The organism is Erythrobacter sp. NAP1, assembly GCF_000152865.1.
Taxonomy (GTDB): Bacteria; Pseudomonadota; Alphaproteobacteria; order Sphingomonadales; family Sphingomonadaceae; genus Erythrobacter.
In genome coordinates, this window is record NZ_CH672390.1 from 1260282 (window position 1) to 1279290 (window position 19009).

Annotated in this window: 18 protein-coding genes; 5 read left to right on the forward strand and 13 right to left on the reverse strand. The window is 59.4% G+C overall.

Going from position 1 to position 19009, the window contains the following annotated elements:
- Positions 1-46: 46 nt before the first annotated feature.
- Positions 47-649, reverse strand: a complete 603-nt coding sequence (locus NAP1_RS05945) for a class I SAM-dependent methyltransferase (RefSeq protein WP_007164339.1) — start codon at positions 647-649, stop codon at positions 47-49.
- 204 nt (positions 650-853) lie between these two features.
- Here NAP1_RS05945 and NAP1_RS05950 point away from each other — a divergent pair, with 204 nt between their 5' ends.
- The gene (locus NAP1_RS05950; RefSeq protein ID WP_007164340.1) at positions 854-1870 is read left to right on the forward strand and encodes a phosphoribosylglycinamide synthetase; all 1017 of its coding nucleotides are present in this window, start codon (positions 854-856) and stop codon (positions 1868-1870) included.
- An 85-nt stretch (positions 1871-1955) separates the two neighbouring features.
- The gene (locus tag NAP1_RS05955) at positions 1956-2240 is read left to right on the forward strand and encodes a hypothetical protein (RefSeq protein WP_007164341.1); all 285 of its coding nucleotides are present in this window, start codon (positions 1956-1958) and stop codon (positions 2238-2240) included.
- Here the strand turns inward: NAP1_RS05955 and NAP1_RS05960 are convergent.
- Entirely contained in the window at positions 2237-2971 is a 735-nt protein-coding gene (locus NAP1_RS05960) for an SDR family NAD(P)-dependent oxidoreductase (RefSeq protein WP_007164342.1), read from the reverse strand. The genes NAP1_RS05955 and NAP1_RS05960 overlap by 4 nt on opposite strands.
- Positions 2972-3287: 316 nt before the next feature.
- On the opposite strand from NAP1_RS05960, the gene NAP1_RS05965 reads away from it, so the two are divergent.
- The 3 genes from NAP1_RS05965 to zapE are packed head-to-tail and all read left to right on the forward strand — an operon-like array spanning position 3288 to position 5684.
- Positions 3288-4070: a succinate dehydrogenase iron-sulfur subunit gene (locus NAP1_RS05965; RefSeq protein WP_007164343.1), complete on the forward strand. Its 783-nt coding sequence runs from the start codon at positions 3288-3290 to the stop codon at positions 4068-4070.
- A 10-nt stretch (positions 4071-4080) separates the two neighbouring features.
- Positions 4081-4569, forward strand: coding sequence for a PaaI family thioesterase (locus NAP1_RS05970; protein ID WP_007164344.1), 489 nt, complete (start codon positions 4081-4083; stop codon positions 4567-4569).
- Positions 4569-5684: a cell division protein ZapE gene (zapE, locus tag NAP1_RS05975; protein ID WP_007164345.1), complete on the forward strand. Its 1116-nt coding sequence runs from the start codon at positions 4569-4571 to the stop codon at positions 5682-5684. The genes NAP1_RS05970 and zapE overlap by 1 nt, the downstream gene beginning before the upstream one ends.
- A 9-nt stretch (positions 5685-5693) precedes the next feature.
- On the opposite strand, the gene NAP1_RS05980 is transcribed toward zapE, so the two are convergent.
- The 11 genes from NAP1_RS05980 to NAP1_RS06030 form a co-directional block, all read right to left on the reverse strand.
- Complete coding sequence (locus NAP1_RS05980) at positions 5694-6623, reverse strand: crotonase/enoyl-CoA hydratase family protein (protein ID WP_007164346.1); 930 nt, start codon at positions 6621-6623, stop codon at positions 5694-5696.
- Positions 6624-6844: 221 nt separating this feature from the next.
- Positions 6845-8743 (reverse strand): XrtA/PEP-CTERM system amidotransferase, encoded by a 1899-nt coding sequence (locus NAP1_RS05985; protein ID WP_007164347.1) that lies wholly within the window; start codon positions 8741-8743, stop codon positions 6845-6847.
- A 14-nt stretch (positions 8744-8757) separates the two neighbouring features.
- On the reverse strand, positions 8758-9789 hold the full coding sequence (xrtA, locus tag NAP1_RS05990; protein ID WP_040464296.1) for an exosortase A: 1032 nt from the start codon (positions 9787-9789) through the stop codon (positions 8758-8760).
- Positions 9779-11005 carry a TIGR03087 family PEP-CTERM/XrtA system glycosyltransferase gene (locus tag NAP1_RS05995; RefSeq protein WP_007164349.1) on the reverse strand — a complete coding sequence of 409 codons (1227 nt, stop codon included), beginning with the start codon at positions 11003-11005 and terminating at the stop codon, positions 9779-9781. The genes xrtA and NAP1_RS05995 overlap by 11 nt, the downstream gene beginning before the upstream one ends.
- 13 nt (positions 11006-11018) lie before the next feature.
- A complete protein-coding gene (locus NAP1_RS06000) occupies positions 11019-12080 on the reverse strand; it encodes a FemAB family XrtA/PEP-CTERM system-associated protein (protein WP_007164350.1) in 1062 nt (353 codons plus the stop codon).
- The gene (locus NAP1_RS06005; protein ID WP_007164351.1) at positions 12077-13012 is read right to left on the reverse strand and encodes an XrtA system polysaccharide deacetylase; all 936 of its coding nucleotides are present in this window, start codon (positions 13010-13012) and stop codon (positions 12077-12079) included. The genes NAP1_RS06000 and NAP1_RS06005 overlap by 4 nt, the downstream gene beginning before the upstream one ends.
- Positions 13013-13015: 3 nt before the next feature.
- Complete coding sequence (locus NAP1_RS06010) at positions 13016-14176, reverse strand: XrtA/PEP-CTERM system-associated ATPase (protein WP_007164352.1); 1161 nt, start codon at positions 14174-14176, stop codon at positions 13016-13018.
- Between the two features lie 20 nt (positions 14177-14196).
- Positions 14197-15816 carry a preprotein translocase subunit YajC gene (locus NAP1_RS06015; protein WP_241761186.1) on the reverse strand — a complete coding sequence of 540 codons (1620 nt, stop codon included), beginning with the start codon at positions 15814-15816 and terminating at the stop codon, positions 14197-14199.
- Between the two features lie 2 nt (positions 15817-15818).
- On the reverse strand, positions 15819-16799 hold the full coding sequence (locus NAP1_RS06020) for a P-loop NTPase (RefSeq protein ID WP_007164354.1): 981 nt from the start codon (positions 16797-16799) through the stop codon (positions 15819-15821).
- A gap of 10 nt (positions 16800-16809) precedes the next feature.
- Complete coding sequence (locus NAP1_RS06025; protein ID WP_007164355.1) at positions 16810-18333, reverse strand: XrtA system polysaccharide chain length determinant; 1524 nt, start codon at positions 18331-18333, stop codon at positions 16810-16812.
- 18 nt (positions 18334-18351) lie between these two features.
- Entirely contained in the window at positions 18352-18993 is a 642-nt protein-coding gene (locus tag NAP1_RS06030; protein ID WP_007164356.1) for an XrtA/PEP-CTERM system exopolysaccharide export protein, read from the reverse strand.
- Positions 18994-19009: the final 16 nt, after the last annotated feature.

A 19009-nucleotide genomic window follows, 5' to 3' on the forward strand; every position in this document is an offset into this window, starting at 1 on the left:
GGCCGGGAGAACGCATTTTCCCGGCCCCTTTCTTATTCGTGCTGCGTCACAAACCCACTTTGCGCGCGATCCCCCACTCGTTCCACATGGCAAACTTCGGCGCCTTGGGCAGATAACCCTGCCCCAGCGGTTCGACCTCGAACCCGCTCCCACGAAACGCCGAGCCGATCGGGCGCGTGAGATGGCATCCCCCCGCCATGCGCTTCCAAACGGGCTCAATCCGGTCCTGCCACTTCGCGACGCCGTGATCGGGAGCGCGTCCGTGCTCGAGGAACAGCGCCTGCCCTCCCGGCCGCAGGATACGCCGCATTTCCGAGAGAACCTTCGCCGGGTCCTGCACCGAGCACAGGGTAAAGGTGCAAACCACCGTATCGAAGGAGCCAGTCGGAAACGGAATATCTTCGCCTATCCCCTGGCGGATGTCGGCAGGCCAGCCCTTGGCCTCAGCCGCAGCCCGCGCATTGTCCAGAAGGCCCTCATGCGGATCGATCCCGGCATAGGATGACACGGCTTCGATATCGTAAAATTCCTGGTTGATCCCGCCGCCGCAGCCAAGCTCGAACACGTCGCCTTTGGCGAGCGGCACCACCATTGCACGCCGCTTCATCACCTGCCCGGTGCTGCATGCGCATCGAATGAGGCGCGGCATTACATGCGCGTCGTACCAGTCTCCCAAGCCCACCGATCCCTCCTGAGCCCGATTGCCGAGCGGTAAGTTTCCCTCATATCCGCCCATTTGCCAAATGATTTTGTGTGCAACCCGTCACGCCGCTTCAGCAAGGGGCTGGCGCGTAAGGCAAAGGCCGACTAATGCGCGAGAGAGACGGGGCGCATTGTAAAGACCGGAAGAAGTATGAGCGAGACCCTGACCCCGCTGCGCATCGCTGCAGAAGACAAAGAGCGTGTGCGGCTTTTGTTCATGGCAAAGCACGCCAATTGGGGCGGCGGGATGCATCCCGAAGACGGCAACCATGCCATCTACCATCACGAAGTGCGCACCAGCCTCGAACAGCTTGGCCTGAATCTGCATCTTGCCGACAGCTATGATGTGCTTTTCACGCGGCCCGACGTCGATTTCGTGTTCCCGCTGCTCAATCGCGGCGGCTTCGTGAACTCTGAAATGCTGATCCCGGTCCTGTGCAACATGCACCGCCTGCCTTATCTGGGCGCGATGCCGTTCCTGCGCGGGCTTGGCGATGACAAGTCGGTTTCCAAGCTGGTCGCGACCCATGCCGGCGTTCCGACTGCGCCTTGGTTCTGTTTTCGCAGAGGCGCTCCAGTGCAGGAAAGCGACCTGCCCCCTTCCCCCGATGGGCGCTGGGTGATCAAGCCCAACGCAAGCTCAGCCAGCTGGGGCATTTCCGATGCCTATGACTGGAATGGCGTGACCAATTCCATCGCTGACATTCACGGTCAGGGCCACGATGCGATCGTTGAGCCATACCTCGACGGATACGATGTCCAGTGCGCTTTCATCACGATGCACGGCAAGCCGGTTGCGCTGCCGATGCTGTGGTATGAGCGTGAAAACACACAGAAACTCTGGACCTATTACGAGAAACGCGACCTGGTCCCGAACACGGAAAAGGCCGCCCTCAAGAGGTTCGACCACGCCGAGTTCGCGCCGAGAATCGAAGAAATGGCGCACAAGTTCGCCCGCGAATTCCTGCCGTTCGATTATGGCCGGATCGAGTTTCGGGTCGACCTGAAGACCGGCGACATCAACTTCATCGAGATCAACCTCAACTGCAATCTGTGGTCGGAAAAGGTGATGGCAAAGGCGGCAAAGGAAGCGGGCTTCAGCCATGGCGACCTGCTTGAAACACTGCTCGCCGAGGCGTGGCGTCGCAACGCATTGATCGCGGCGTAAGCGCACGCGGCACTTGCCAATAATGGCGAGGCAGGTCCATAATCCGCTTCGGAGGCATACACCCAAACCAATGGGAGCATGAACCATGTCCGCCGCACTATCGACCAACCCCAATTTTCGATCCTATAGGATCGCTTTTGGCGCGCTCTCCTGCACGCTGTTGGCGATCCCGCTCTTGGCGATGCAGTTAACGGGCGAGGTCAATTGGCAGATCGGCGATTTCGTCGTTGCGGCACTGATGCTGCTGACGCTGGGAGCGGTGATTGAGCTGGTCGCCCGCTTTGTTTCGGGACGCGCACTCAGGGCAACGGCAATCGCGATTGCGCTGGCCGGTTTTGTCTTCGTGTGGGCGATGCTGGCAACCGGTTAGGCCGGCACTTCCTTACCCGCAAAATCGAAAACCTTGCCGCTGTCATCAGCGTCGAGGCCGCTCATCACATCGAGCAGCATGGCAGCTGCCTCGTCGGGCGTGGTGAGTTGGCCTTCGGGTAGATTGGTTTGGAATGGCTCGGACAGCTGCGTGTCCACGGTGCCGGGGTGCAGTCCGACAATAACGCCCTGCTTGTGGGTGCGGCCAGTCTCCAGCGCAAAGTTGCGGAGCAGCATGTTGAGCGCAGCCTTGGAAGCACGATAGGAATGCCAACCGCCCAGCCCATTGTCGCTGATCGAACCGACGCGCGCGCTCAGAGCTGCGAACACGAAACGCCGGTCGCGCGGCATGAACGCGAGCATGTGCTTTGCGATGATCGCCGGGCCGATCGTGTTGATGGCGAAAACCTGCGCCATCTTTTCGGGATCGAGCCGCTTGTAGGTGCGCTCCGGCCCGGTTCCGTCCGATAGGGTGAGAACCCCGCTGGCAACGAGCACCAATTCGGGCGGCGCGTTCTTCATGCTTCTCGCAGTCTCGGCAATGCTGTTCTCATCGGTGAGGTCGAACGTGAAAGGCCGAAATGCGGCGCCTTCAGGTGCGCTGCCGCTGCGCGAGCCGACATGGACGATCTCGCAACCACGGGCTGCCAGTGTCTCGGCAATTGCTCGCCCGATGCCGCCGCTCGCACCAAATATCGCAGCGCTGCGGGGCCATTTTCCTACTTCGTCCATGTCCGGTAGAGCGAGCGAGACCGCGAAAAGTTCCGGCTTGGGTGAGGCGTAACGGTGAGAAGGAGACTGAGAAATCGTAAAGTCACACATCCTACAGCCGCAACCGGCATATTATCCTTATGTATCAGTATCTTGAACGTATGACCCATTCTTTCATAAGGGTGCTTGTGCGGTCCACACTCGCAGGAAAAACCAGAAATCGTGGGAGCCACTTGAACAACTGGCAACACGCATCGCACAGCTCGCAAGCTTTGACGCCTTGCCTCCCATGCCACAGGCGTTAAGTAGGACACTGATAGACAGGGACATCTACATCATGGCGACATTCACCCTTCCGAAGAACTCGAAGATCAAGCCAAGCGGCAAAGTGCATAAGGCCGATGGCGCGAAACGGGTGAAGTCGTTCAAGGTCTATCGCTACGATCCCGACAGTGGTGAGAACCCGCGATACGACAAGTTCGAGATAGACCTCGACGATTGCGGTCCGATGGTTCTCGACGCATTGCTCAAGATCAAGAACGAGATCGACCCGACGCTGACCTTCCGCCGTTCGTGCCGCGAAGGCATCTGCGGATCGTGCTCGATGAACCTCAACGGCGCGAATGGCCTTGCCTGCACCACCGCGATCGAAGACCTGAAGGGCGAGATCCGCATCACGCCCCTGCCGCACATGGACGTGATCAAGGACCTCGTGCCCGACTTCACGCACTTCTACGCGCAGTACGCCTCGATCCGTCCCTGGCTGCAAACCGTCAGCCCGACGCCGTCGGGCAAAGAGCGTCTGCAGACGCCCGAACAGCGCGAGAAGCTGGATGGTCTGTACGAGTGCATCCTGTGCGCGTGCTGCTCGACGTCGTGCCCGAGCTACTGGTGGAATTCGGACAAGTTCCTCGGCCCGGCAATCCTGCTTCAAGCCTATCGCTGGCTGGCCGACAGCCGCGACGAGATGACGGGTGAACGCCTGAACGAGCTGGAAGACCCCTTCCGCCTCTATCGCTGCCACACGATCATGAACTGCGCGAATGTCTGCCCCAAGGGCCTCTCGCCCGCCAAGGCAATCGCAGAAACCAAGAAGATGATGGCCGAACGCGCCATCTGATCGCGCGGCCATGACATCGGGACCCAAAGGTCTGGGCGAAGACGTCTTTGAGCACGGGCCCGATCCGGACAATCCGGGCTGGAGGCACTGGAACCTCAAGGATCAGTCGCTGTTCAACGGCGCCGTCATGGGGCGCCTCATCACGCGCGTCGATGAGGATGGGAAAGCGCGGCTGCGCATGTTCCCCGAACGCCGCCATGAGAACCTGCAGGGCATCATCCACGGTGCCGTAACGCTCGCGCTGATCGACATCTCGATGTTCACGACGATGCACACGATCGGCAGCGGCAATGCCGGGCCATCGGTGACGCTGGAGCTCTCTACCCAATTCGTGGGCGGCGGTGATCCGAACCGGCCACTAGACGCCGTGAACGAGATCGTGCGCGAGACCGGGAAGCTCGTCTTCGTGCGAGGGCAGGTGATGCAGGATGACGATGTGGTCGCGTCCTATTCCGGCATCGTGCGCAAGATGAAGCCGCGTCCTCAGCAGGCCAGCTGATGACCCGCATGCGCGCCCGCTACGAGCAGCTAATCGCCAACGGAGAGTTGCGCGAGGACCCCGACCAAAGGCGCGCAGTCGAGCGGTTGAATGCGCTGCAAAAGGAGCTTGAGGCCGAGAAGCCCGGTGGCTTGCTCGCCCAGCTGTTCGCGCGAAAGCAGGAGCGGCCGCAAGGCGTCTACATGTGGGGCGGTGTCGGGCGCGGCAAGTCGATGCTGATGGATCTGTTCCACGACACGCTCGCCATTCCTGAAAAGCGCCGCGCTCACTTCCATGCCTTCATGCAGGAGGTGCACGAGGAAATGCGGATCGCTCGCCAACGCCACGAAGGCGACCCGATTCCGCCGGTTGCAGCCAAGCTCTCTGAGGGCCTGAGAGTGCTCGCCTTCGACGAGATGGTGGTGAACAACTCAGCCGACGCGATGATCATGAGCCGGCTGTTCACACAGCTCATTCGAGAGCAAGACGTATGCATCGTCACCACTTCGAACCGTCCGCCAGAAGATCTCTACAAGGATGGCCTCAATCGCGAGCACTTCCTGCCCTTCATCGACCTCATCAATGAGGAGTTGGATGTGGTTGGGTTGAACGGCCCCACCGATTACCGACTCGACCGTATCGGAGACATGGCCACTTGGCACTCGCCATTCAGCGATGAGGCAACTGCGAAGGTGCGCGAGGTGTTCTTCCGCCTCACCGACTTTGACCCGCAGGATGCAGCAAACGTTCCCACCGGCGTGCTCGACATCAGCTCAAAGCGCGACATGCACGTACCCAAGTCGTTGAAAGGGGTGGCGGCGATCAGCTTCAAGCGCCTGTGCGGAGAGGCACGCGGCGCATCGGACTACCTCGCCCTCGCCCGCGCATTCCACACGATCATCCTTGTCGGGATCCCCAAAATGGGCCCTGATCAACGCAACGAAGCTGCGCGCTTCGTCACTTTGATCGATGCCCTATACGAGCACAGGGTGAAGCTGTTTGTGACCGCCGAGGCGCCACCCGAAGAACTCTACACCGCAGGCGATGGAAGCTTCGAGTTCGAGCGGACGGTTAGCCGGCTCAATGAAATGCAGAGCGATGAATACATGGCGCTAGGCCACGGAGCCGAGACCTGATCGCGGACCTTAGGCCGCTGCGGTGGCAATCCGTTCGGCAAGACGTGCTTGCGCGGCAACCAGCCTGCTCATGACTTTCAGATCGGTCTCAGTTAGCTGCAAGGCTGTGTCAGCCCACAACTCGGTGATCTCGTTGAGCTCCTGGAGATGGAGCTGCCAAACCCGCTTGGTTGCAAGACGCGCACCGACAAGTCCTGCGTGACGACGCTCGGACTTCTTGATGAACTCGCGAACCGCGTTCGCACCGTCACCAGGTTCGGCCAGTTGGTTGACGATTCCAAACTCGTACATCTGTTCGGCCGTGAAGGTCTCGTTCGAAACGATGATCTTGTCTGCCAGCGCCGATCCCAGTTTGCGAACCAGCAAGGCATGAGCGCCCATCCCGGGATAAAGCCCGAACATCACTTCAGGCAGCCCAAATGTCGCGTGCCGCTCAGCTATGATGTAGTCGAAGGACAAGAGCGCTTCGAAGCCGCCGCCGAGAGCAGTACCCTGCACCAGACCTACGGTCAGCATCGGAATGTCGAGGGTTCGGATGTTGCGATCCAGGATCCTGCAGCAACGATGTCCATACTCGACGAGCGCATCGCGATCCCGGTCCCTGATGAGACGCTGAAACAGATCGAGGTCACCGCCAAAGCAGAAAACGTCGGGGGATCGGCTACCTAAAATCAGATAGCGCAGTGGCACCTTATCGGGACCAAAACCGCTTTCGATCAGATCCTGCCAACTCTCGAAGTCGCCAAGCATGGTTGGTGTGAAGGAGGGCCGTCCTTCGGGGCTCATATAGGTCCACAATGCCGCGCTGCGATCGTCATACAGGACATCGAGTTCCTGCAGTGCAAAGAGTTCTTCCGGGATTGAATTGTGGATTGCGCTCTCGGCGATTAATTGCTCATCGCCTGTCCATGGAATTGCCTTGCCGACGCTGCTGTCCATTGCGCGTAACTCCAATTCGACCCTAGTGCGCTTGACATCATGATCGAGCGCGAATGCGGCCTTTTGGCCTGCTTTAACGCATTGCTAACCTACCACTTGGCAAATAGGCAAACATTTATTTCAGCTCATGAGACGAGACGAGTCTCTATTTGGGCCAAATATGTGCAAACGAGACATTTTATTCCCTTGCACTGGGGATAAGTACGCCTCAGCGCTGATTTCTATCCCGAAACATTCAAATGCTTCAGTGAGCGCTCCAGCATGAGCAGTTGCCAAAGGACGCGTGAATGATCGCTGCGCCCTGAAATGTGATCGTCAGCCAGACGCCGGATCTCGTTGGGCTTGAACCAACCCAAACCCGACAGGGTTGAGCTCGAGGCAATCATTCGTGTTTCAGAGTTCAATGGTTCACGCAGCCATTGAGCAATGGGGGTCACAAGCCCTTGCTTTGGGCGATAGAGGATATCGTTCGGAAGATACCGCTCCATACATTTCTTCAGCAGGTGCTTGCCTGTCGTGCCTTTCACCCTCATCCCCTCCGGCAACCGGGCAGCAAACTCGACGAGGCGATGGTCTAGCAACGGTTCGCGGGCTTCCAGGCTCACCGCCATGCTCGTACGATCCACCTTCGTCAAAATATCGCCGGGCAGCCAGAAAGTGAGGTCCGCATATTGAGCGCGGTCGAGACCGCTTCTCGCTGGCGCAGATTTCATAAGAGAAATGAGTTCATCTTCGGCGCGAAAACCACTCAATTTTCTCGTGAATTCCGGATCGTAAAGCGATGCGCGCTGATCGTGCGTCGCAACTGAAAGGGCGCGCGCATAGCCGCTCTCTCCACTTTCGGCGAGCGCCAGCAGTGTCGCTTTCGCTCGCAATGGGCGCGGTGCCCAGTCGGCCTTTGGCCAAAAGCGGCCAAGTGCTCCGAAAAGCGGCTGGCGCAATCCGGCGGGTAAGAGCGAGCGCACCTTTTCCTCATTATGGTGAAAGACCTGGCGGCGATATCCAGCAAACGCTTCGTCAGCGCCATCCCCAGACAAGGCGACCGTCACCTTCTCGCGTGCCAATTGGCAGACCCGCCATGTCGGCAATGCCGAAGCGTCTGCGAATGGCTCGTCGAACATCGCCGAGATCTGATCGACGGCCTCAAAGTCATCGCTGGCGACTATACGACTGTCATGATCCGTGCTGAATCTTTGCGCGATCCGAGACGCGTAGTTTGTCTCGTCCAGCGCCGCGACATCGAACCCTATAGAGCAAGTGCGAACAGGTTCAGCGCTCGCCTCGCTCATCAATGCGACGACACTCGATGAGTCCACTCCGCCTGAAAGAAATGCTCCAAGCGGCACATCCGATACCATGCGTGACTGGACAGCTTCACGCATCAAATGGACCAGTTCAGCTGACAGGTCCGCTTCGCTCCCCTTCGCGCGATCGGCAAAACTGATGTCCCACCACCTGCGCTGGGCCGGAATGGGCCGACCCTGTTCGAGGAGCAGGAAGTGACCGGCCTGTAGTTTCTCCACCCCGGAAAGGATTGAGTGCGTGTCCGGAACATAGCCCCAAGTGAGGTACGCATCCACGGCTTGCGGATTGACGCGGCGACGCATCTGCGGATGCGCGAGCAGCCCTTTGAGCTCGGAGGAAAATGCCAGGCCGCCATCGGCCAGACGGGTCATGAACAATGGCTTCACGCCAAACCGGTCGCGGGCCAAGAACAATTGTCGTTTGTCGAGGTCGTAAAGCGCGAAGGCGAACATGCCATGGAGTTTTTCGAGGCAATCTACGCCCCAGCGTTGCCATGCGGCCAGGATGACCTCGGTGTCGCCGGATGTACGAAATTTCGCGCCTTGGCTCTCAAGCTCCCGGCGCAACTCGCGAAAGTTGTAAATCTCGCCATTGAACGCGATGACTGCGCGGCCATCAGCGGAAAGCATAGGTTGCGGAGAGCCTTCCAGATCGATGATCGAAAGGCGGCGGTGGCCAAGCCCCACCCCCTGCTCGGTCCAGACACCGGCACCATCGGGCCCACGATGAGCCATTGCGTCGCACATCCGCTCGATCCGCCTGGGATCGACCGGCTTTGGCGTTTCAGCATGAAAGATTCCGGCGATCCCGCACATGGCTGATCGAGCGGTTAGCCCAATGCTCCTGGATCGACAATGCTCGCTGCGATTGCTGCAAGGATCACCATCGCGGCAAGAGCAGCAAACACGACGATTGCGCTGGTCTGCCCGCGTTCGAGCGACTGAATAGACATGAACCGTGCGACGGCATCGGCAGTCCATCCATAGTCTTCGGCTTCACGATCGAAGTACCGCCAAGCGGCGGACAGGATCAGAGCGACGACGATTGCGAAGAATATCCAGCCATAAAAAATGTGATCAAAGCCCGCAGCGAACTCCACCCCCTGGCTCTGCGCGATGAAGATGGTGCCCCAGGCGCGGATGCCGTTTGCAAGGATCGGGACGACGATCGCTGCAAGCATGAAAAGTGCGCGATGCGACCAGCGTTCGAAGCGTGTGAAGCACACAAGCACAGCTAGCGTCACCATGGCGATCAGAAACTTCACGCCAGAACACGCTTCAGCGACGATGAAGAGACCTGCGGGTGTGTCGATATAGATGCCGTCGATTTCAGCCGGAACACCGCTCCAGAGTGTAAGCGCGATCGCGATCTCGGCGGTGATAGCCTGAAGCGGCGGAATGATCTCATCACCGAATGGCACCAGGGAAACGGCGAAAGCAATTGGCAGCGCGACAACCATCGATGCTCTCGGACCGATTGCCGCGATCACCATCCCCTGAAGCATTCCGACCGCTCCCGCATGAGCAATCAAGTTGATCCCGCTTGCCCTGCCGACGAGCCACAGCCCCAGCCCCGCTGCGACAATGGCGAGGCCGGGCACCCATGGCCGCGGAGTCATCTTTGCCAATTCGCCAAGCTTGATCGCCACCAGCCAACCGATGATCAGCGGGACCAAAACGATGTGCGAATATGTGTCGATGTTCCACCATTGATGCAGCATCTCGCCCCAATCGCGCGCCGCCAGAGCGATCAACGCTAACGACGAAGCAGCCAGAAGGCTGAGCGCCTTGCGCCACTCGACAGACATCCTGGCTTGGACCGAAGCTGAATTGTTAGAGTGAGAGAGCGTCTCAGGCGGCATTGCGCGCCTCCTCGCCCTTGCCCTTTACGAGAGCTTCCAATGGCGAAAGCATCGCATCCCAGGAATGGTTCTCCAAAACGAACTGCCGCGCCGCCTTTCCTACCTTGTCAGCCACAGCAGGCGTTTCAATAATCCGGGAAGCGCGAGCGGCCATTGATGCTGCATTCGCCTCGCACACGAGCCAGTCGCGGCCATCCTGGGCGTCGATCCCCGTCGCAGCCTGCGGAGTAAGCAGCACGGGCCGCGCCATTGCCATCGCTTCCAGAACTTTGTTTTGCACCCCTCTTGCGATGGTGAGTGGGGCTACGACGCATGTAGCGGCGGCAAGAAACGGTCGAACGTCCGGCACTTCACCCCAGACCTTCGCCCCACTTACGCCATCGCGCGCCAGCAATGCCTTCGTGGGATTGCGGCCGACCACATGGAATTGCGCCATCGGTTGAAGTTGCTGGATTGCGGGCAGAAACTCAGCGATCGCCCACAGAGCAGCTGCTTCATTGGGCGGATAGTCCATTTGGCCCGTGAAGACGAAAGTGGGTCCCTCGGCACCTGACAACGCTTGATACGGGACGACTTTCGCAGGATCGAAAGCATGCGCGTCGATCCCATTGCCGATGACCTTCACCCTCGCCATCGAAGGGAACTGCAAGCGCGACCGGAAAAGCTCAGCCTCATTGTCGCTTATCAGGACTGTCGCATCAGCACGGCGTGCCAGCCTTTCTTCTTCGAGCGCCAACAATCGGCCTTCGCGCTCGTTCAGCCAGACGCGCTGTCCGGACGCCGCGTAACTTTCGAACTTCGCGCTGTCGACATCGCACAGGTCGACGATCACGCGGCCTGAAAAATCGGTTGGGATGTATTGTCCCATCTGCCCCGAAAACACGACGATGGTCTCTATTGCTTGTGATGAGATCGTATCACGAACCCAACGCTCCAATTTCGGGCTATGGAACGCGGTTAGGCTTACCGGCTTTCCCGAAAGCACCGCTTCGACACCGGCAAGAATGAGCGGCTTGCTGCGTTTGGCAATAAAGTGTGACTTGGCCAGTGCTTCGAGTTCGGCAATCCCATCCCTATCCTCCTCACTCTCAGAGAAGGCGCCGACATGAACCGGCGCAATTTTCGCGAGCTTCCAAAGCAGGTTCGCGCTGCGGATCTTGTCGCCTCGATTAGGCGGAAACGGGACCCGGTGTGCAAGGAAGAGAATATCGCCCATCACGGCACTCCCATCACGCCAGATCGCGCGCGATCAGCGGGCCGACGCTGTTCGCAATGGGTAGAGGGAGTTTCTTCCAGATCGCGATTTTGCTTGCATAGGCATCGCTCGTCGGATCGACATCGCGTGCTTCCTCGCCCGGAGCTGTCCAGGTCGAATATGTCAGGGGTTCAGGCTCAAATCCCCAGTTCTTCTTGAACCGATAAGGACCACTGCCCGTTTTGGAGCGGCCAAAATCGAAGCGGTCCATACCCTTGCGCCGGGCGTGGAGCATCAGCTCATAATACATCAGCTCATTGGCTCTTGCATCGCGAGCGCGCTGCTTGCCGCCACCCCAAAAAGGCAGGACCGCGCCCTCGTGATAGAATGACAGGACACTGGCAATTGGTTTGCCGTCTTGTTGGACGGTAAGAATATCGCTGCTGTCTGGAAAGGCGTCGAGCATTGCGCGGAAGAGCCGCTTTGGGAAAACCGGCGTTCCAAGGTTTCGCACACTTTCGGCGTAAACAGAATAATGAGCGGCCAAATCCTTCGGGCCCCGGCCGATGTTGACCTCAAGCCCGTTTTTCAGACCCTTGCGAACCTCGGCCCGTGCTTTGCGCGAGATGGCCAGCAATTCTGCCTCATCGTCCCCGGCCAGAGCACGTTCGAACCCGCAGTGCTTGTCGGAAACCGGTCTCCAGCCTGAAGGAACCGGACCACCACGCATCTCGGCACTCGCAAAGCCGTAAAGCAGAGCGTGGTTTTCGACCGCGCGCGCCAGAACTTGTGCCGCTTCGTCGCTTTCAGCGAGAATTCCCCCGCCGACCCCAAATCCACTTGAGACAAGCGCCTGCCCAAACAAGAGCGAGCGAACCTCGGTTAGCGGAACCCAGCCGGTGATGGCGCCCAATTGCTCAGTGATGAAACCACTCGCCCGGTGTCCTGAGGCGCGTTCTGCTGCTTTCAACCACTGCGGCAAATGAAAGACGCTTCCTCCTTGCTCACGCACGAAGCCGTCAATTCGCCGCGACAATCGGTCGTCAGACAAATCGACTAGCGATGCAGTAACGGACATGTTGAGCGGCGCGTTCATCGGGCCGTTCCAGCTTTGTCGGAATCCTTCATGAAGGGCACTGCCCGTCGAGCCTCGCGACGCGCAAGCTCGTCCATGCGCCCCCAGTTGAATTCCGCGACAAGGTTGGAAAGCTTGCCGGCCATCTTGTCGAGGTTGGTGTAGTGGCGAAGCTTTGAACGGAGCGGCGCGTTGTCTACGCGCGGCTGATCAGGATCGACCTCCCATGGATGGAAGTAGAAGACCGCAGGGCGTTGATCCACGCGGTTTACCTGCCGGATGGCCCAACGCGAGAATGCGTAGGGCAGGACACGGAAGAACCCCCCTCCCCCTGCACCAACGCGGCGCTTGCCCAACATCGCTGTGGTGACCGGAATCTCCACGAGTTCCGACCCTTCAACAGGACGAAATGCAAAACGCGGCGCCTCGCGCCAACCATAATGGTCGTGCGTTACCGGCGCGACGCTCGACGAGTAGGCGTATCCTTGCTCCGCGAGTTCATCGAAGGCCCAGAGCGATCGTGGATCGATCGAGAAGCTTGGTGCGCGATAACCGGTCACCTTTTGGCCAGAGCAATCCTCAAGGATCTCGCGCGCCTTGCGAATGTCGTCGGCAAACGCTTTGCGCTCAAAGGTGAAGACGCGCGCATGGTCGTAACCGTGGCTGGCAATCTCGTGTCCGGCGTCGACAATTTGCTTGATCATCGATGGATGGCGCTCAGCGATCCAACCAAGCGTGAAAAACGTACCTTTGACCCCGGCCTCGCCAAAAAGGTCGAGAATTCGTGCGATGTTGCCTTCGACCCGCGTGGCGATCAAGCTCCAATCTGCGCGGTCAATGACAGTTTCGAATGCGCCCACCTGAAACCAGTCTTCGACATCGACCGACAGGCCGTTCGCTATTGCGCGGCCCTCGATCCTGTCGCTCTCTGAAAACGGATTAGGCGCGTTCATGGGTCAGGCGGCCTCGCGTGACGTATCGTCCTCAAGCCATTCGATCAGCATGGTCAGCACGTGCCGGAACGAGCGTTCCTGCTCCTCAAGGCGCGATTCAATCCGCTCAAGTGCCGCGCCCAGTTCAGCTTCAGCCTCCTGCGCTCCGGACGATGGCGATGCACCCGCCGCCTGCAAATCGCTAATTGCAGCCTCAAGTTCGGCAGTGCGAGCGTCCCGCTGAGCAAGGAGAGCCGCAACTTCGGTCGCCGGCACGCTGTCGATGTCCTGCTCCTGAGCAGGCTGCGCTGATTGTCCTGACACGGCAGGCTCAATGCTCAAAGGGCTCGGTTCAGCGCTGGATCCGCGCGCCTGGTCAGCGTTCATCTCGGCCATGACGGCCTCGAGCATCTCGCTTCCAACCATGTCCTTTTCTTCAATCGCGCCCAGCAGCAGCAGGCGGTTCATGACCTGGTTCACGCGGCGCGGGATACCGTCAGTCGCCTTGTAAAGCGCCTCAAGCAACCCCTCTTCGAACAGTGGCCGTTCGTCCCAGCCAACGTGCCGCAGGCGGTGGAAGATGTAGTCTTCGACTTCATCCTCATCGAGTGCTTCGAGGTGGTGCGAGGCGATGATGCGCTGGCGCAGCTGGTCAAGGTCAGGATGATGCGCCAGCGTGCGGCGAAACTCTGGCTGCCCTAGCAACAGGCTCTGCAGGAGCGGATGCGCGCCCAGCTGGAAGTTGGAGAGCATGCGCAGCTCTTCAAGCGCGGTGAAATCGAGGTTTTGACATTCATCGACGACGAGCAGGCAGCGACGCCCCTCGCGGGCCTCGTCCTGAAGGAAACGCTCTATGGCGCCCAGTGCGCCCGCCTTGTCGTGCCCTTCGACAGCAAGGCCGAAAGCTTGCGCGATAACGTGGATCAATTCTTCGCCATCGAGAGCGCTTGTCACGACCTGTGCAACGGTGAGTGCTTCTGGGTCGATGCGCTCCATCAGGTGAGCGACCAGCGTCGACTTACCAGCACCAACCTCGCCGGTGATGACGATGAAGCCCTCACCCTGGTTCATGCCATAGCCAAGATAGCTCATCGCTTTCTTATGGCTTGCGCTTTCGAAATAGAATTGCGGGTCCGGCGTTAGCTGGAATGGGCGTCCGCTGAAGCCGTAATATTGGTCGTACATCTCAGGTCAGCTCCGTGGGCTTAGAAATTGTAGCGCAGGCCAAGCAGCGCGGTTGCGGTGGCAAAGTCTTCTGCGGTGAATTCACTGTCGAAGTAGTCGACCGCTAAAGCGGCACGCGCAGACAGACGCTCGCTGATAGAGCGATTATATGCGGCTGAGGCACCAATAGCGGTCAGGTCGTTGCCGGGCGTGCCAGCCTCGAACCAGTTCACGTAAGCATTTGCCTGTAGGTTCGCGTTGCGGCCAAGCTGCCGCGTGAGCGCTCCGGTGACGTAATAGCTTTCATCGCGCAGGCCATCGGCAGCTTCGAGCGCGCTTCCAGCAGCGGCGATGAAGGTGCGACGATCGTAACCTGCGCCGAAGGCTGCGGTGAGACGGCCCATCTGGCGCTGATACGTTGCGTTCACGCCGCGACCTCGGAAAGCTGCAGAGCGAACCGAGCCAAAAGAATTGACGAGACCCGGAGTCTCCCCGCCGGAAACCAGCCCACCAAAGTCACCCGTGACCGGATTACGATTGGCCACAAAGTCACTCGAAAGGCCGGACAGCGCATTGTTGAGCACGCCGCCAAAGCCGCTGATGCCGTCATAAACCGAAATGCTCAGAGCACTGCGACGACTGGGGATGTAGGTGAAATTGCCGTAATAGGTGGTGCTGTCATAGCGTTCGCCTACACGCGCCTCCAGCGAGGTGCGTGTCGAAGGACGCCAAAGAACGCCGACGTCCCAGAGCAACCCATCGACATCAAAGGCGACCAACCGCGGCGAATTCCGGTCGGTGACAACTCGGCCATCTGATCCGATGACCGGATTGCCTGCAGCATCACGCAGTGCGTCGCGGCTCGAAACCTCAACATCCTCGTAGCCAACGCCGCCCACCAGTGCGAGGCTGGGCGACACCGGAATGGTCACGTCTCCGCGAACGAAGGTGTCGCGCACGCGCTGGTCGAGATTCGATATGTCTTCTTGGAACCCGCCAGCAGTTACTGCAAGGCCAATGGGGAGCGGATCGCCGACACGTGTGCCTGCTCGAACTTGACCCTGATAGGTCACGGAATCATCAAAGATATCAACCGGATTACCGGCCTGGTCGATCACAGCGTCGTTGGCTTCAAATCGATTGTAGCCGACACGCGCAAACCCAGTGACGTCGACAGCGCCAAGGCGTGTCGCAATCGTTGGCCCTGCATACAGGCTGTAGATCTGGCTGGTCGCATCATCGCTAACCAGCGGGTTAGGCGAGACGGCCCCTCCGGTGTCCACGCGGGTCCGACTGGCAAGTGCGCCAGCTTCAAGCGTTAGCGCCCGCGGAATGACCGAGAGATAGCCGCGCGCAATTCCGCTTATAGTATCGGTGTCGACTGCGTCGCCGTAGCCGATATTACGCTCGTATCGGACCGATACGGAAGCGCCGCTGTTGCGTCCCTGTGCGTTGACATCCACCCCGGCTGCGATCTGCGTAAAGGTGAGAACTTCATCGCCCGGAGACAGTTCGGCAGTTAGGATCTGGCTCACTTCGATATATGGCTGGATATTGACTGCACGGCCGTCACCGGCCGGTTGCTCAGACTGGGCATACGCCGGCGTTGCAGCCGCAAAAGCCGCGCATCCGACAAGGAGCTTTCCTCGGAAGAACCGCATGATCATTCCTCCCTTTCGCCATAGTCGCCAAAGCGGCGACCTGACGGGCTGAATTGCGCTGCGTTAAGGAGCAGCTTGATATCTGGGCAGGCTGACAGGAGCTGACGTGCATCGTCGAGCGCAGCGCGGCTAGTTTCGTCCGCGCGGACGACAAGAAGCGCTTGCCCGGCATAAGCTGCAAGTTCCGCTGCCGGAGACGCGGCAAGCGCAGGCGGCGTATCGAAAACCAGGAAACGGTTGGGCGCGCCACGCGTGAGGCGATCAAGCACCTCGCCGGTGCGAGCGCTTGTCAGGTATTCGGCATCACGGGCGCTGCCAGTCCCTGCCTGCATGACGAAAAGCCCATCAATATCAGTCGGCGATACAAGGTCCTCTGGATTGATAGAGGCATCTGCCAGCGCATCCATTAGTCCTGCGCCCTGTTCGATACCAAGGCGGCGCGAGACAGATGGATTGATCACGTCGGCGTCGACGAGCACCACTTCGATATCGCGCTCGGCAGAAAGAGCGAGCGCAAGGTTGGTCGCGCAATAAGTCTTGCCCTCACCGGAATGCGGCGAGCATACTAAAACTCGTCGCGATGGGTCGTCATTGGCTGCGCGTGCGTCGGCGAGCAGCTCTCTTTTCACGATCCGGAACTCTTCAAGCAGGCCGGTAACGGGTTCTTCTGGAACGATAAGGCCTGCATCACGCAGTTTGTCGCGCTCAATTGAAAGGCGCTGCCCCTTAAACGAGACGGACTTCTCAACCTTGGGCGCCTGCGAAGCTACGGCCTGCGTTGGTGCAGGGTCAGGCGATGTAGGGCGCGTTTCTGGCGCTCGCTGAAGCCGCTGCCGTGGGCGTTTCGCTTTAGGCAGATTGCCTGGCACTGCAGCTGGCCCGATCTGGTCGAGGCCAAAAGCCGCATCGGCACGCTCGAACAACGAAGCGCTTTTGTGAGCGCGCTCGGCTGACTTGCGATCAATCTTGCTATGCTCTGTCATGCCTGCCTCCTCACGCGATCGTTCCGACCGAGACAATCTCGATCGCCAAGAGAACAACAAGCACGCCGAACAGGCCGGCGCTCGCACCTGCAAACTGCTTGAGACGGCGGCGGCGAAGTGCCTTAGCGGTTTCGGACAGTGTCAGCGAGATGGACCCGATGACCGGTAGCCCCATCGACCGTTCCAAGCTCTGCGAGGTTGAATAGCTGGAGCGCAGCTGACCGATGACATAAGCAACCCCGGCACCAACTCCCACGCCTACAAACAGCACTGCGATCAGCAGCAGCGGGCGGTTGGGTGCGGAGGGTGATTGCGGGACGACTGGCGGGTCGACCAACTCGAACTTGAACTGGCTTGTCTCGTCGATCACGTCGCCGCGCGTGCGGAGTTTTTCGCGATCTTCCAGAAGCCGCTCGTAGTTTGTGCGCAGCACATCATAGTCGCGACTGATGCGGTTTGCCTCTGCTGCAACGGCCGGCTCAGTCGCCTGGCTTGCCGCAAGCGACGCGAGATTGGATTGGACAGCGGCCCGGCGCGCCTGAAGCGAATCGATGGTCGCCTGACGATCGGCGCGAAGAGCCACCAGCTGAGAGTAAGCGGGGTTCGGCGAACCCGTGACGTCGCCCGGACCAGCGGCCGCTACCTGGCGGCTCAAGATATCGACCTGCCGACTGGTCGAGACCACATCAGGGTGTTGGTCGGTAAGGCCACGAGACCGCAATTCAGCCAGCTGTGATTGTGCTTGCAAAAGCGCGGCTTGCGGGCCAACCGCCCCCGGACCACCTGCGATAGTGCGCGGGGTCGAAGCGATCTGCGAATTCATTTGTGCCAGCGCGCTAGATGCCGCCGCAAGGTCTGCGTCTATATCGCGAAGCTCTGCTCGGGCCTGCTGTACGCGCGATGAGAGCGAAGCCGAACCACCCGCAAGATCGGGGTATTGCGCTTCGAAAGCGAGCCGGCGTTCCTCGGCCTGCTCAAGCTCAAGCTTGCGCTCTTCAAGTTGGTCGTTGAGGTCAGCAATGGCTCCGCTAACCTGTGCACGGTTGCCTGAGATGTGCTCCTCGCGAAAGATGTCGAGCAGCTTCTGGACGACATTGCGAGCCAATACGGCGTTTTCCGCATCGCTGAGACTGCGAACGCCAACCTCGGCGGTGATCGAGAACAGATTGTCCTCTTCACTTTCAACCTTCACATTCTCAGCAAGGCGAGCAATCGCGGTATCCATTTCGCTTCGCTGAGTGATGTTCTCGCCAAGCTTCGTCGCGGTGATGACTTTTTCCAAATTAACAGAGCCCAGCAGCGTCTGGCGCACTTCGCGGATTTCCTCCTGACCATCACCAGCAATGCCGAGTTGTTCGGAGAGGACATCGTCCACGTCGACGTAGATGCGCGCTTTGGATTCGTAGGAATTGGGGATCAGAGCCACCACAAGCCAACCCAGGAGGCACACCCCCCAAGCCACGGCCAACGCCAGCCAGCGGCGATACCAGACCGAATAGAGCGCTGTGCGCAGTTCGTCGAAGAGTTCGTTCATCCTCCCGTCCGAGCTCCCTTAGAACCGGCTTTCAGGGATGATGATGGTATCGCCCGGACGCAGCATGACGTTGGCAGTGCTGTCACCGCGTTTCAAAAGGTCAGAAAGGCGCAGGCGGTATTCCTTCTGCGTCCCAGCGTCCCGATCGATACGAAGCAGCTTGGCGCGATTGCCAGCGGCAAATTCACCCAGACCGCCGACAGCGATCATTGCATCCAGAACCGTCATATTGGCGCGGTAAGGCAGCGATGCTGGCTGCTCGGTCGAGCCGACAACCCGGATCTGTTGGTCAAAAGTCGAGTTGAACTGGTTCACAATCACCGAGACGATCGGCTGCTCGATATATTGAACGAGCTCGTCTCTGATGTCGTTCTGCAGCTGGGTCGCTGTCTTGCCAACAGCAGGCATGTCGCGAACAAGCGGGATCGTGATCCGGCCGTCGGGACGAACCTGAATTTTCTCAGCGCTCAGTTCGGGATTTCGCCAGACGTGGATCGTTACCTCGTCGAGCGGGCCAATGATGTACTCTTCGCTAGGTTCGCTTTGTCCGCCAGCATAACTGGCCGATGGCAGCTCTGGCCCACCAGCGCCGCAAGCCGCGACAGCGAGGGATGCAAGAGAGATTCCCGCGAAACGGGCGAGAGACAGCGAATTGGGCATCGATACGTATCCTTGG

Excerpts from the sequence above, each read along its gene's own strand:
- NAP1_RS05955 (WP_007164341.1), top strand. The coding sequence starts at position 1,956 with ATGTCCGCCGCACTATCGACCAACCCCAATTTTCGATCCTATAGGATC.
- NAP1_RS05965 (WP_007164343.1), top strand. The coding sequence starts at position 3,288 with ATGGCGACATTCACCCTTCCGAAGAACTCGAAGATCAAGCCAAGCGGC.
- NAP1_RS05985 (WP_007164347.1), bottom strand. The coding sequence starts at position 8,743 with ATGTGCGGGATCGCCGGAATCTTTCATGCTGAAACGCCAAAGCCGGTC.
- NAP1_RS06015 (WP_241761186.1), bottom strand. The coding sequence starts at position 15,816 with ATGCGGTTCTTCCGAGGAAAGCTCCTTGTCGGATGCGCGGCTTTTGCG.
- NAP1_RS06025 (WP_007164355.1), bottom strand. The coding sequence starts at position 18,333 with ATGAACGAACTCTTCGACGAACTGCGCACAGCGCTCTATTCGGTCTGG.
- zapE (WP_007164345.1), top strand. The coding sequence starts at position 4,569 with ATGACCCGCATGCGCGCCCGCTACGAGCAGCTAATCGCCAACGGAGAG.
- NAP1_RS06005 (WP_007164351.1), bottom strand. The coding sequence starts at position 13,012 with ATGAACGCGCCTAATCCGTTTTCAGAGAGCGACAGGATCGAGGGCCGC.
- NAP1_RS05980 (WP_007164346.1), bottom strand. The coding sequence starts at position 6,623 with ATGGACAGCAGCGTCGGCAAGGCAATTCCATGGACAGGCGATGAGCAA.
- NAP1_RS05960 (WP_007164342.1), bottom strand. The coding sequence starts at position 2,971 with ATGGACGAAGTAGGAAAATGGCCCCGCAGCGCTGCGATATTTGGTGCG.
- xrtA (WP_040464296.1), bottom strand. The coding sequence starts at position 9,789 with ATGCCGCCTGAGACGCTCTCTCACTCTAACAATTCAGCTTCGGTCCAA.
- NAP1_RS05970 (WP_007164344.1), top strand. The coding sequence starts at position 4,081 with ATGACATCGGGACCCAAAGGTCTGGGCGAAGACGTCTTTGAGCACGGG.
- NAP1_RS06030 (WP_007164356.1), bottom strand. The coding sequence starts at position 18,993 with ATGCCCAATTCGCTGTCTCTCGCCCGTTTCGCGGGAATCTCTCTTGCA.
- NAP1_RS06020 (WP_007164354.1), bottom strand. The coding sequence starts at position 16,799 with ATGACAGAGCATAGCAAGATTGATCGCAAGTCAGCCGAGCGCGCTCAC.
- NAP1_RS06010 (WP_007164352.1), bottom strand. The coding sequence starts at position 14,176 with ATGTACGACCAATATTACGGCTTCAGCGGACGCCCATTCCAGCTAACG.
- NAP1_RS06000 (WP_007164350.1), bottom strand. The coding sequence starts at position 12,080 with ATGAACGCGCCGCTCAACATGTCCGTTACTGCATCGCTAGTCGATTTG.
- NAP1_RS05950 (WP_007164340.1), top strand. The coding sequence starts at position 854 with ATGAGCGAGACCCTGACCCCGCTGCGCATCGCTGCAGAAGACAAAGAG.
- NAP1_RS05945 (WP_007164339.1), bottom strand. The coding sequence starts at position 649 with ATGCCGCGCCTCATTCGATGCGCATGCAGCACCGGGCAGGTGATGAAG.
- NAP1_RS05995 (WP_007164349.1), bottom strand. The coding sequence starts at position 11,005 with ATGGGCGATATTCTCTTCCTTGCACACCGGGTCCCGTTTCCGCCTAAT.